10 protein-coding genes are annotated in these 13,212 nt (G+C 64.8%); 7 read left to right on the plus strand and 3 right to left on the minus strand.

Features of this window, described 5'->3' with window-relative positions; genetic code table 11:
* The first annotated feature begins 613 nt into the window (after nt 1-613).
* The gene (locus LE190_RS11965) at nt 614-1,117 is read left to right on the plus strand and encodes a nuclear transport factor 2 family protein (RefSeq protein WP_225238912.1); all 504 of its coding nucleotides are present in this window, start codon (nt 614-616) and stop codon (nt 1,115-1,117) included.
* A gap of 4 nt (nt 1,118-1,121) precedes the next feature.
* Here LE190_RS11965 and LE190_RS11970 read toward each other — a convergent pair whose 3' ends face one another.
* Entirely contained in the window at nt 1,122-2,564 is a 1,443-nt protein-coding gene (locus LE190_RS11970; RefSeq protein ID WP_225238913.1) for a DHA2 family efflux MFS transporter permease subunit, read from the minus strand.
* 89 nt (nt 2,565-2,653) lie between these two features.
* Nucleotides 2,654-3,178 carry an acyloxyacyl hydrolase gene (locus LE190_RS11975; protein WP_225238914.1) on the minus strand — a complete coding sequence of 175 codons (525 nt, stop codon included), beginning with the start codon at nt 3,176-3,178 and terminating at the stop codon, nt 2,654-2,656.
* A gap of 178 nt (nt 3,179-3,356) precedes the next feature.
* On the opposite strand from LE190_RS11975, the gene LE190_RS11980 reads away from it, so the two are divergent.
* Nucleotides 3,357-4,055 (plus strand): suppressor of fused domain protein, encoded by a 699-nt coding sequence (locus LE190_RS11980; RefSeq protein WP_225238915.1) that lies wholly within the window; start codon nt 3,357-3,359, stop codon nt 4,053-4,055.
* A complete protein-coding gene (locus tag LE190_RS11985; protein WP_225238916.1) occupies nt 4,055-4,948 on the plus strand; it encodes an NAD(P)-dependent oxidoreductase in 894 nt (297 codons plus the stop codon). Before LE190_RS11980 ends, LE190_RS11985 begins: the two co-directional genes overlap by 1 nt.
* A gap of 62 nt (nt 4,949-5,010) precedes the next feature.
* On the opposite strand, the gene LE190_RS11990 is transcribed toward LE190_RS11985, so the two are convergent.
* Nucleotides 5,011-6,204: a M20 aminoacylase family protein gene (locus LE190_RS11990; RefSeq protein WP_225238917.1), complete on the minus strand. Its 1,194-nt coding sequence runs from the start codon at nt 6,202-6,204 to the stop codon at nt 5,011-5,013.
* 149 nt (nt 6,205-6,353) lie between these two features.
* Here LE190_RS11990 and LE190_RS11995 point away from each other — a divergent pair, with 149 nt between their 5' ends.
* The 4 genes from LE190_RS11995 (at nt 6,354) to LE190_RS12010 (ending at nt 13,209) form a co-directional block, all read left to right on the plus strand.
* Nucleotides 6,354-8,459 (plus strand): molybdopterin-containing oxidoreductase family protein, encoded by a 2,106-nt coding sequence (locus tag LE190_RS11995; protein ID WP_225238918.1) that lies wholly within the window; start codon nt 6,354-6,356, stop codon nt 8,457-8,459.
* A gap of 22 nt (nt 8,460-8,481) precedes the next feature.
* On the plus strand, nt 8,482-9,588 hold the full coding sequence (locus LE190_RS12000) for an aminopeptidase (RefSeq protein WP_225238919.1): 1,107 nt from the start codon (nt 8,482-8,484) through the stop codon (nt 9,586-9,588).
* Between the two features lie 143 nt (nt 9,589-9,731).
* Nucleotides 9,732-11,417 carry a long-chain-fatty-acid--CoA ligase gene (locus LE190_RS12005; protein WP_225238920.1) on the plus strand — a complete coding sequence of 562 codons (1,686 nt, stop codon included), beginning with the start codon at nt 9,732-9,734 and terminating at the stop codon, nt 11,415-11,417.
* 109 nt (nt 11,418-11,526) lie between these two features.
* Nucleotides 11,527-13,209, plus strand: a complete 1,683-nt coding sequence (locus LE190_RS12010) for a long-chain-fatty-acid--CoA ligase (RefSeq protein WP_225238921.1) — start codon at nt 11,527-11,529, stop codon at nt 13,207-13,209.
* Nucleotides 13,210-13,212: the final 3 nt, after the last annotated feature.

Genomic DNA, 13,212 nt, shown 5'->3' on the forward strand with positions numbered 1-13,212 from the left:
CCCGAACAGGACCGTGAAACGACTTTGCGCCGATGATAGTGCTGCAACCAGTGTGAAAGTAGGTTATCGTCAGGCTAGTTATATGAAAAACCCCGCAGGGTGATCTCTGCGGGGTTTTTTTGCTTTGCGGTCAGATAATCATCTTCGCGGGTAGGGAAGTTAGCAAACGTAACTTTGGTTGAAAAGACACTCCCCCGGGCTAGACTGAATTGAAGTTTCCCATCAGAGGGCCTTGATCATGCTTACGCAAAGCGCAGTATTGTTGAAACGGTGTGCCGCCGTATTGCTGCTGGCAGCGGGACTTGGCGGCTGTGCCGTCTATGGTCCGCCTTACGCCGGATATGATCCCTACTACGGAGGCAACGGCTACTCCAGCTACGTCGGCCCTCCGGTCGAACTCAACCTTGGCTTGGGCTACTACAGCAGTCCGCGCTATTACCGAGGCGACCATGGTTGGCGAGACGGACGTGGATACCATCCACGCCGTGACTGGCGTGACGGCCGGGGGCGCGGCCGACATTGAAGTGCCCTCAGCTTTTCACCAGCCCGCTCTGCGGGCTTTTTCTTTATACAATTGTTTTATACTGCACAGTTTCCTACTTCAGGCACGCCCATGCGTTACCTCGCCGCTGTCGTCTTTGCCTTGGTTCCACCCTACGCTTGCGCCGCCGACACGCCCGCTGCAGCCGTGGCCGAGCTATGGCGGGCATCTAGTCACGCACCAGGTGTGGCGGCCGACGCCGACCGCCTGCAACGCCTGTTTCGTCCAGACGCGGTGGTAGCCGGTGGTGTCTATCGCCAGGACAAGCCGGTGTTCACTGCCATGAAGGCGACCGATTTCGTGGCCGGCCAGCGCCAGCCACGGCCGCACGGTTTCTACGAATGCGAAGTCGTGCGTGAAGTCAGGCAATACGACCGCTTCGCAACCGTGTACAGCGTCGTCGAAACGCGCCGCGATCCGCAGGCGGAAAAGGCCGACTACACGGGCGTGAACAGCATCCAGCTGTACCGTGACGAAGAAGGCTGGAAGATCGTGTCGCTCTATTACCATGTCGAGAAACCGGGCGTCCCGATTCCGCTGGACGCGGGCAAGAGCGGGGCCTGCCTGGCAGCGTGATGCTTCACACGCCTTCGCTGGTGACCGGCTCTGCTTCCTTGGCCTTGACCTGACCGCGGCTGATGCTGTCCCCGTCGTTGCTGCGCAGACGCCAGAAGATCCCCGAGGAGAGCAGGGTCAGCGCTGCCAGCGTCGCGAAGCCATGGTGCAGGGCTTGCGCCACCGCTTCCCGGTTGTCCTGCGCCACCGGTCCCAGGAACCAGGCGGTGACGATCGAACCGGCGGCCAGGCCGAAGCTCATCGACAGCTGCTGGAAGGAGCTCGACATCGTGCTGGCCATGCTCGAGTCGCCAGGCTCGATGTCGGCGTAGGCCAGGGTGTTCATGCTGGAGAACTGCAGCGAATTGAAGAAGCCCTGCGCCAGGCTGATCGCGACGATCACGTAGAAGGGCGTACCCGGCCCGACCAGCATGAACATGGCGATCGTCAGGCCGATGCAGACCGTGTTCGCGGTCAGGATGTTGCGGTAGCCGAAGCGGGCCAGCAGCCGCGGCGCGAACATCTTCATGCCCATCGCGGCCAGCGCGGCGGGCATCATCAAGAGACCCGACTGCCAGGCCGGCAGGCCCAGGCCCAGCTGGTAGAGCAGGGGCAGGAGGAAGGGCAGGCCGCCCACGCCCAGGCGCGTCAGGAAGCCGCCGGCCACCGAAATGCGGAAGGTGCGCACCTTGAACAGCGTCAGGCGCAGCAGCGGATGGCGGATACGCAGTGCGTGCCAGGCATACGCACCCAGCAGCCCGACCGAGAGCGCCAGCAGCAGCCCGGCCGTCAGCAGGTCGAGCGAATGCTCGCCGAACACTTCCAGCAGCCAGGAAAGGATGGCCGTGCCGCTGCTGAACAGGAGCAGGCCGAGCACGTCGAGCGGACGTCTTTCATGTCCCTGGTAATCCGGCATGTGCTTCCAGACCAGGTAGAGCGCGCCCAGGCCAACCGGTACGTTGACGAAGAAGATCACGCGCCAGGATGTCCAGTGGACGATCAGCCCGCCGACCGTCGGCCCCAGCAGCGGCCCGATCAACGCCGGAATGATCACGAAGTTCATCGCTCCCAGCAGCTCGTTCTTGGGAAAGGTGCGCACGATCGCCAGGCGGCCGACCGGCATCATCATGGCGCCGCCCAGCCCCTGCAGCAAACGCGCGGCGGTCATCATCTGCGCATCCAGCGACAGGCCGCACAGCACCGAGGCGATGGTAAAGACGGTGATGGCGATGAAGAAGACGCGCCGCGTGCCGAAGCGGTCCGCCATCCAGCCGCTGAGGGGGATGCCGACCGCCAGGCCGAGGATGTAGCTGGTGACCACCGATTTCAGGCTCAGCGGCGTGACCTGCAGGCTGGCCGCGATACTGGGAATGGCGGTGTTGACGATGGTGGCGTCGAGCTGCTCCATGAACAGGGCAGTCGCGACAAGCCACGGCAGATAGCGTTTGATGGTACTGGGATCGGTCAATCGTGCCTCATGAAACCGGCAGGCCAGGCGACCTGCCCTGGCCCGATTGTGTCATAAATCGCCACCATGCCACGCCCGGCACGAGGCGGTCAGAAGCGGTAAGCCGCCTTGGCCACGATCCAGTTGGCGCCCGCGTTCGGACTCTTGATGCTGGCGTTCGAATAATGCTGGAACTTCAGGCCGAAGTCCCACTTGGCGGTGGTGTAGCCGACACCGATGTGGTCGCCGAACTGGAAGGCGGTGGATAGTACCTTGTCCTCGTTCTTGTACAGGGTGGACAAGAGGTTGACGCCGACGCCGATCTCGCCGTACAGGCCGAGCTTGCTGTCGCTCTGGTAGCGGAACACCGGCGTAAAGCCGAGCACGACAATGTTCTTGTGGCGGCCCGGGACGTTCTCGTAGGCGCGCAGGCGCCACAGGGCCAGGTTGGTTTCCCAGTAGCCCGACAGGTGGTGGCCATTGCCGGCGAACCAGCGCCGCTCCCAGTCCTTCTGGACCGCGAGACGCAGCATGCGCTGCTGGGGATTGGTGCCGAACTCGAAGGACGCGGAATCGGCCCAGCCGCCAAGGGCCTGCGAGTGGGCGGCCGGGGCGCAGAAAACGGTCGCAAGCATAGTGGCAATGCCAGCAATGTTTTTCACAGTGGACATGTTGTTCTTTCTTAACAAAACCGAAATATTGTGCGGTGCGTTATTGTACTAGCGAGTACACATGGGCGTTGTTCGCCACCTTGCGCTGCCGCGACGGTATGATAGATGCCCCGCAGTGCGCACTTCCTATTCCACGATCCGCATGACCGAACCGACCAGCACCCCCTTGTACCCACTTGCCGCCCCGACCCAGCAGCAAGTGGCCCCCACCGTCTTGCCGCATGATCCTGTTGCCGAGCACATTGCCGCCCACCTCGGCCGGATCGACACCGTGTTCCACGACACGGTCGCGGATCCGGTGCAGGTCGATATCCATGTGATCCCGGCCAATGCGCACACGCCCTTCACGCGGCTGGTGACCTCGGGCATGAGCAGCCGTCCGATGCGCGTGCCGGAAGGCGCGCCGCCCTTCGCCGAACTGATGATGGCACTGCCCGCCGACTGGAAACTGGACGAGGCTTCGGTGCGCGACGAGCGCTGGTTCTGGCCGGTGGCCCTGCTGCGCCACCTGGCCCACTACCCGCACCAGCACGCGACCTGGCTCGGCCTTGGCCACACGCTGCCAAACGGCCATCCGGCCAAGCCGTATGCGCAGGGCGTCGGCTTCACCGGGGCCATCCTGCTGCCACCGGCGTCGGCGCCGGAAGCCTTCGCCGCCCTCGAACAGGAAGGCAAGGACATCTATTTCCATTGCGTGGTGCCGCTCTACGAAGCCGAGCTGGCCCTGGTCAAGCGCAAGGGCTTCCCGGCCCTGCTCGACGGCTTCAACGCCAAGGGGGTGACCGACCTGGTCGTCCCGGGCCGCAAGAACACCGTCAAGAAGTTCCTCGGCCTGTTCTGATGCACACGCTGGCCTTCCTCGGCATCGGCCTGATGGGAAGGCCAATGGCCACGCGCCTGGCCCAGGCCGGCTTCGGCCTGCGCGCCTGGAACCGCAACCCCGCCAGGGCGGAGGCGCTGCGCGCCAGCGGAGTGCAGCCGGTGGCGGACCTGGCCCAGGCGGTGCAGGGCGCGCAGTGCGTTCTCTCCATGCTCGAAGCGGGACCCGCGGTGGGAGAGGTGATGCGCGCCGCGCTGCCAGCACTGACGCCGGGTACGCTCTGGATCGACATGAGCTCGACGCGCCAGGACGAGGCGCTGGCTTTCCAGGCGCTGCTGGCGGAGGGCGGCTGCCGCTTCATCGATGCGCCGGTTTCGGGCGGCGTCGGCGGGGCCGAGGCCGGTACCCTGGCGATCATGGCGGGCGCCGCATCCGAGGATTTTGACCAAGTGGTCAACATCCTGGAGGCGCTGGGCCGGCCTCAGCGCGTCGGCCCCGTGGGCAGCGGCCAGGTGGCCAAGCTGTGCAACCAGCTGATCGTCGGCGCCACCCTGAACGTGGTGGCGGAAGCCCTGCTGCTGGCCCAGGCCGCCGGCGCCGACCCGGCGGCCGTGCGCGAAGCGATCCGCGGCGGCTTTGCCGGCAGCCGGATCCTGGACGTGCATGGGCAGCGCATGTTGGAGCGCAATTTCGTGCCGGGCGGCCAGGTCAAGACCCAGCTCAAGGACCTGCGCAACGTGCTGGCGGCCGCCGCCGGCGCTGGCCTGCATTTGCCGGTAACCGAACTGGTGACGCGGCAGTACGAGACGATCGAGGATGTGGTGCCAGCGGCGGACCATGCGGCCGCGCTGCTGGCACTGGAAGGGATGAATCCGGGCATCCGGCTCGGAAACATGACAGACCAGCTCCCGTAGGGTGGGCAGGTTCCTTGCCCACGCGTTCAGCCAGCAGCCAAACACCCGTCCACGCTACAAGGTCACGCCATCGGCAGGCGCATCTCCACCAGCCGCACCCAGTAGCTCGCCCCGATCGGCAGCAGCTTGTCGTTGAAGTCATAGCTCGTGTTGTGCAGCTGGCACGGCCCGAGCCCATGTCCGCCGCTGCGGTGCGCCCCATCGCCATTGCCGATGAAGACATAGCAGCCCGGCTTCTCGTGCAGCATGAAGGCGAAATCTTCCGCCCCCATGGTCGGCTCCACGTTCGTATCCACGCGCTCGGCCCCGGCCACCGCCCGCATCGCCTCGATGGCGAACGCAGTCTGCTCCGGATGGTTGACCAGCGGCGGGTAGTTGCGCTTGAAGCCGAAGTCCACCGAGGCATTGAACGCCGCCGCCACGCCCGTGGCGATTTCTTCCATGCGGCGCTGGATCAGGTCTAGCACGGCGGTCGAGAAGGTGCGCACGGTGCCCACCAGTTCCGCCGTGTCTGGAATGACATTGGTGGCGCTGCCCGCGTGGATCTGGGTGATCGACAGCACCGCCGATTCGAGCGGGTTCTTTTCGCGTGACACGATGGTCTGCCAGGCCTGCGCGATCTGTACCGCCACCATCACCGGGTCGATGCCGCGGTGCGGCTGGGCCGCGTGCGCCCCCTTGCCGCGCACCGTCACGCGAAACTCGTTACTGGAAGCCATCATCGGCCCCGGCACGACGCCGAAATGTCCTTCCGGGATGCCCGGCCAGTTGTGCATGCCGTACACCGCCTCCATCGGGAACTGGGTGAACAGGCCATCGTCCATCATGCGCCGTGCGCCGCCACCGCCTTCCTCGGCGGGCTGGAAGATCAGGTAGACGGTGCCGTCGAAGTTGCGGTGCTGCGCCAGGTGGCGGGCGGCGCCGAGCAGCATGGCCGTATGGCCGTCGTGGCCGCAGGCGTGCATCTTGCCCGGATGGCGCGAAGCATGGTCGAAGCCGTTGATCTCCTGCATGGGCAAGGCGTCCATGTCGGCGCGCAGCCCGATCGCGCGCGGCGAAGCACCGTTCTTGACAATGCCGACCACGCCGGTCACGCCCAGTCCACGCACGACCGGAATGCCCCATTCCGTCAGGCGCGCCGCGACCACGTCGGCGGTGCGCTGCTCTTCGTAGCACAGTTCCGGATGCGCATGCAGGTCGCGCCGGATCGCTTGCAGTTCCGCTTGATGCGAAAGGATCGGTTCCACGAGTTTCATCTGTCTCTCCCTTTTTTGTCATGCTTGCATTGCAGGCTTTGAATCATTGTAGCCTGCCTTAAACAGTCGATGAAAGAGGGGGCACGAAGGGCGGCGGAATCGGATAAAGTATTGGTTTGACGAAGTATTTTCCCCATTTTTTCCCGCCCATGCCAGTCACACAAGTCCGCGCCGCCTGCCCCCACGATTGCCCCGATACCTGCGCCATCCTCGTCACCGTCGACGATGGCGTGGCCACGGAAGTGAAAGGCGATCCGGAGCATCCGACCACCGCCGGCGTGCTGTGTACCAAGGTCTCGCGCTATGTCGAGCGTACCTACCACCCGGACCGGGTGCTGTACCCGATGCGCCGCGTCGGCCGCAAGGGAGAAGGGAAGTTCGAACGCATCAGCTGGAGCGAAGCGATCGACGAGATCGCCACGCGCCTGGGCGGCATCGCCGCGCGCGATCCGCAGGCCATCCTGCCCTACAGCTATGCCGGGACGATGGGCCTGGTGCAGGGCGATTCGATGTCCCTGCGCTTCTTCAACAAGCTGGGCGCTTCGCTGCTGGACCGCACCATCTGCGCCACGGCCGGCGCCACCGGCTACAGGTACACGGTGGGCGGCGCGATCGGCACCGACATCGAGCATTTCCAGGATGCCAAGCTGATCCTGATCTGGGGCGGCAATCCGATCGCGTCCAACCTGCACCTGTGGATGCGCGTGCAGGAAGCGAAGCGCCGCGGCGCGACACTGGTCGCGATCGATCCCTACCGCTCCCTGACGGCCGAGAAGTGCCACCAGCACATCGCCCTGCTGCCCGGCACCGACGCCGCGCTGGCGCTGGGCCTGATGCACGTGCTGATCCAGGAAGACCTGGTCGACCACGACTACGTGTCCAGGTACACGCTGGGCTACGAGGAGCTGCGGGAGCGCGCTCTGGAATGGACGCCCGAGCGCACCGCCGCGACCTGCGGCATCACGACGGACGAAGTGGTGGCGCTGGCGCGCCTCTACGGCCAGACGGCAAGGAGCGGCGAAGGTGCGGTGATCCGCATGAACTACGGCCTGCAGCGCGTGCACGGCGGCGGAATGGCGGTGCGCAACATCGCCTGCCTGCCGGCCCTGGTCGGGGCCTGGCGCCACAAGGCGGGCGGCGTGCAGCTGTCCACCTCCGGCTCGTTCCCGGCCAACCGGACGGCCCTGCAGCGACCGGACCTGCTGGGTGGGCGCAATGTGCGCACCATCAACATGACCACCATCGGCGATGACCTGCTCAGGGAGTCGTCGCCGGACTTCGGCCCGAAGATCGAAGCCGTGATCGTGTACAACGCCAACCCGCTGGCGATCGCTCCCGATTCCGCCAAAGTACAGCAGGGCTTCGAACGCGAAGACCTGTTCACCGTAGTGCTGGAACACTTCCAGACCGACAGCGCCGACTATGCCGACATCCTGCTGCCGGCCACCACCCAGCTCGAGCACGTCGATGCGCACCTGGCCTATGGCCACCTGTACATGATGGCCAACAATGCGGCGATCGCGCCGGTGGGCGAAGCCAAGCCGAATACCGAAGTCTTCCGCCTGCTGGCCGCGCGCATGGGTTTCGACGATCCCTGTTTCAGGGAGACCGACGATGAACTGGCTGCCCAGGCTTTTGATCGGCGCCACGAGCGCGCGGTGCACTTCGACTGGGAGTCGCTGAAGAAGCGGGGCTGGCAGAAACTGGAGATGCCGGAGGCGCCGTTCGCCGAAGGCGGCTTCCCGACCCCGTCCGGCAAGTGCGAGTTCTATTCGAGCAGCATGGCACGTGACGGGCTGGACCCGGTGCCCGCCTATATTCCTCCTTATGAATCGGCCGCTTCCAATCCCGAGCTGGCCAGGAAATATCCGCTGGCGATGATTTCTCCTCCGGCGAGGAACTTCCTCAACTCAACCTTTGTCAACGTACAAAGTTTGCGCGCAACAGAGGGCGAGCCGCACCTCGACATGCACCCGAACGATGCCGCCCGCCGCGGCATCCGGCACGGCGACATGGCGCGTATCTTCAACGACCGCGGCTCGTTCGTCGCCCGTGCACGCGTCACCGACAAGGCGCGCGAAGGGCTGGTGGTGGGCTTGTCGATCTGGTGGAAGAAACTCGCCAGCGACGGCAAGAACGCGAACGAAGTGACCAGCCAGCGCTTGACCGACATGGGCCGGGCGCCCACTTTCTACGACACCCTGGTGCAGGTCGAACAGGCCGCACCGCCGATGCGAGATGAACTCCACCACTAGACTGTCCCGGACCCTGGGGTCCATGTCCCTGCGCCACATCGTGGCCGCCGCTAGCGCGGCCCTGATGTTGTCAAGCTGCTCATCCCTTTCCTACTACACCCAGGCCGCCCAGGGCCAGCTCGAACTGCTGACGGATTCCCGTCCGATCGATGACTGGCTGGCCGATCCCGCAACGAAGCCGACCCTGCGCCACCGCCTGGAGGCGGCGCGCCAGATCCGCCGCTACGCGATCCAGGAGCTGAAGCTGCCCGACAATGGCAGCTATACCAATTTCACCAACCTGAAGCGCCCCTACGTGCTGTGGAACGTGGTGGCCACGCCCGAGCTGTCGCTGAAACCCATGCAGTGGTGCTTCCCGGTGGCCGGCTGCGTGAACTACCGCGGCTACTACAGCAAGGACCAGGCCCAGGCCTATGCGCGCGAGCTGCGCGCCCAGGGCCACGACGTGGAAGTCGGCGGCGTCAGCGCGTATTCGACCCTGGGCTGGTTCAGCGATCCCTTGATCTCGACCTTCATCCACTATCCGGATGCCGAGCTGGCGCGCCTGATCTTCCACGAACTGGCGCACCAGGTCGTGTACGCGCCGGGCGATTCGAAGTTCAACGAATCCTTCGCCACCGCGGTGGAGCAGGCCGGCGTCGAGGGCTGGCTGGAGCGCTTCGGCAACCCGGCCATGGTCGAGGCCTTTGAACGCTACACGGCGCGCAAGAAGGATTTCATGGCGCTGCTGGTACGCTACCGCGGCGAGCTGGAGAAACTCTATGCCGGCGCCGCCAGCCGCGAGGACAAGCGCGCGACCAAGGCACGCCTGTTCATTGCGCTGAAGGACGACTATCAGGTGCTCAAGGCGAACTGGGGCGGCTATGCGGGCTATGACCGCTTCTTTGCCGAGCCCTTGTCGAACGCCCACCTGGCCTCGATCGCCACCTATAACGACTTCGTGCCGGCCTTTCGCGCCCTGTTGCGCAAGGAGCGCAGCTGGCCCGCCTTTTACAAGGCCGTGAACCAGCTGGCCAGTCTGGACAAGGCCGACCGCCACCGTGTATTGACCAGGCTGGCGGCGCCGGCGCCGAGCGCGCCGCTGGTGGTGCAGCGCACCATGGGCGAGGTCGCCGATTTGGGGAAATAAGCCCGGATAGAGGACACGTTCCAATCGACTTAAAAGAACTTGCGCGCATTGCCGCTGCCCGATAGCATCACAAAAGGCGATAGCAAAGGCGCAAGCTTCGCGCGCCCCCACAACGATAACATTCGAGACAAAAAGGGCATCCGATGGACAAAATCTGGCTGAAGTCGTACCCCCCGAACGTACCAACCGAGATCAACCCGGACCAGTACGCGTCACTGGTGCACCTGCTGGAGGAATCCTTCAGCAAATATGCCAGCCGCAACGCCTACGTCTGCATGGACAAGTTCCTGACCTATGGCGAGCTGGATGCCTACTCGAAGAAGCTGGCCGGCTGGCTGCAGAGCCGTGGCATGGCGCGCGGCGCGCGCGTGGCGATCATGATGCCGAACGTGCTGCAGTACCCGATCGCGATCGCGGCCGTGCTGCGTGCCGGCTACACGGTGGTCAACGTCAATCCGCTGTACACGCCGCGCGAGCTCGAGCACCAGATCAAGGACTCGGGCAGCGAGGCGATTATCGTGCTCGAGAACTTCGCGCACACGGTGCAGCAGGTGATGGGCAAGACCCCGCTCAAGCATGTGGTGGTGGCGAGCATGGGCGAGATGCTCGGCGGCGCCAAGGGCATGCTGGTCAACTTCGTGGTGCGTAGCGTCAAGAAGATGGTGCCGGAATACTCGCTGCCGAACATGGTGCGCTTCAAGGACGCCCTGGCGCAGGGCGCGAAGATGCCGTTCAGCCGGGTCGAGCCGGCCTCGTCGGATGTCGCCTTCCTGCAGTACACCGGCGGCACCACCGGGGTATCGAAGGGCGCGACCCTGACGCACCGCAACGTGATCGCCAACGTGCTGCAGACCGAGGAATGGTCGAAACCGGCGATGGGGCAGTCCAGCGAACAGACCGTGATCGTGTGCGCGCTGCCGCTGTACCACATCTTCGCGCTGACGGCCTGCGCCATGTGGGGCATGCGTACCGGGGCGCTGAACATCCTGATCGTGAACCCGCGCGACATCCCAGGCTTCATCAAGGAGCTGCGCAAGTACAAGATCAACATGCTGCCGGCGGTGAACACGCTGTACAACGCCCTGGTGAACCACCCGGACATCGGCAGCGTGGACTTCTCGGGCCTGAAGGTCTCGAACGGCGGCGGCATGGCGGTGCAGAAGGCGGTCAACGACAAATGGAAGCAGGTCACGGGCACCGCGATCATCGAGGGCTACGGCCTGTCGGAGACCGCGCCGGTGGCTACCTGCAACCGCGCCGACGTGAAGGAATTCACCGGCACCATCGGCCTGCCGATCCCGTCCACCGACATCGCGATCCTGGACGACGAAGGCAAGCCGATGGGCATTGGCCAGATCGGCGAGATCGCGATCCGCGGCCCGCAGGTGATGGCCGGCTACTGGAACCGCCCGGACGAAACGGCCAAGGTCATGACGCCGGACGGTTTCTTCAAGTCGGGCGACGTCGGCATCATGGACGAGAACGGCTACGTGAAGATCGTCGACCGCAAGAAGGACATGATCCTGGTCTCGGGTTTCAACGTTTATCCGAACGAGCTGGAAGGCGTGATCGCCGGCCACCCGGGCGTGCTGGAATGCGCCGTGATCGGCGTGCCGGACGAGCATTCCGGCGAAGCGGTGAAGGTATTCGTGGTGCGCAAGGATCCGAACCTCACGGCCGAGCAGCTGATGGACTACTGCAAGCAGCAGTTCACTGGCTACAAGAAACCGAAGTACATCGAGTTTCGCGACGAGCTGCCGAAGACCAACGTCGGCAAGATCCTGCGGCGCGCATTGCGGGACGAGAAGCAGGCGGAAACCACCGCCTGATGGCAGCATGATGGCTGGCACGGTTGCCGGCCCGTCGAAGCCGCCCGCGTCCCGGGCGGCTTCGCGTTTTTTATGGACACAGCAAGAGAACACGGAAGGTGAGGCACGGATGGACAAGTTTTGGCTCAAGTCGTATGAGGAAGGCGTCGCTACGGAAATCGATCCGACCCAGTACCGCTCCCTGACGCACCTGCTAGAGGAGGCATTCCGCAAGCATGCCGACCGCAAGGCCTACGCATGCATGGGCAAGACCCTGACTTTCGCCGAACTGGACCGCCTGTCAAGCCGGATGGCCGCCTGGCTCCAGGCCAAGGGACTGAAACCCGGCGCGCGCGTGGCCATCATGCTGCCCAACGTGCTGCAGTATCCGGTAACCATGGCCGCCGTGCTGCGCGCCGGCTACGTGATCGTCAACGTCAATCCGCTGTACACGCCGCGCGAACTGCAGCACCAGCTGGTCGACTCGGGCGCCGAAGCGATCGTGGTGCTGGAGAACTTCGCGCACACGCTGGAGCAGGTCGTGCAGCACACCCAGGTCAAGCACGTGGTGGTGGCCAGCATGGGCGACCTGCTGGGCGGCGTGAAGGGCATGCTGGTCAACCTGGTGGTACGCAAGGTCAAGAAGATGGTGCCGGCCTGGTCGCTGCCGGGATCGGTAGGCTTCAAGCGCATGCTGTCGGACGCCGCAGGCGCCACCCTGAAGCCGGTCGCCATCGGCCACGACGACATCGCCTTCCTGCAGTACACCGGCGGCACCACCGGCGTGTCGAAGGGCGCGGTGCTGCTGCACCGGCACGTGATCGCCAACGTGCTGCAGAACGAAGCCTGGTTCGGCCCGACGCTGCGCAGGATGCCGGCCGGCGAGCAGCCCCAGTTCGTGTGCGCGCTGCCCCTGTACCACATCTATGCGCTGACCGTGTGTGCGCTGCTCGGCCTGCGCGTGGGCGGCATGAACCTCCTGATCCCGAACCCGCGCGACATCGCGGGCTTCGTGAAGGAACTGAAGGACTACCGCATCAACGTGTTCCCGGCCGTGAATACCCTGTACAACGGCCTGGTGAACAATCCCGACTTTGCCCAGCTCGACTTCTCGGGCCTGATGCTGTGCCCGGGCGGCGGCATGGCGGTGCAGAAGGCGGTGGCCGACAAGTGGCTGGCCATCACCGGCACCCCGATCGTCGAAGGCTACGGCCTGTCCGAGACGTCGCCGGTGGTTACCGCCAACCGCTGCGACATTACCGAGTTCACCGGCACCATCGGCCTGCCGCTGCCCTCGACCGAGATCCGCATCCTGGACGAAGCCGGCCAGGAAGTCCCGTTCGGCACCGCCGGCGAGATCGCCGTGCGCGGCCCGCAGGTGATGGCCGGCTACTGGCAGCGCGACGACGAGACGGCCAAGGTCATGACGCCGGACGGTTTCTTCAAGACCGGCGACGTCGGCATCATGGACGAGAAAGGCTACACCCGCATCGTCGACCGCAAGAAGGACATGATCCTGGTGTCGGGCTTCAACGTCTACCCGAACGAGATCGAAGGCGTGGTGGCGGCGATGCCGGGCGTGCTGGAAGTGGCCTGCGTGGGCGTGCCGGACAAGCATTCGGGCGAGGCGGTCAAGCTCTACATCGTGAAGAAGGACGCTGCCCTCACCAGCGACGACGTGGTGGCCTACTGCAAGGAACAGTTCACGGGCTACAAGCGGCCGAAGTACGTGGAGTTCCGCGAGACGCTGCCGAAGACCAACGTCGGCAAGATCCTGCGGCGCGAGCTGCGCGACGACAAACAGAACGCCTGAAGA

Origin of the sequence: Massilia hydrophila (assembly GCF_020208145.1) — a bacterium.
GTDB lineage: Bacteria > Pseudomonadota > Gammaproteobacteria > Burkholderiales > Burkholderiaceae_D > Telluria > Telluria hydrophila.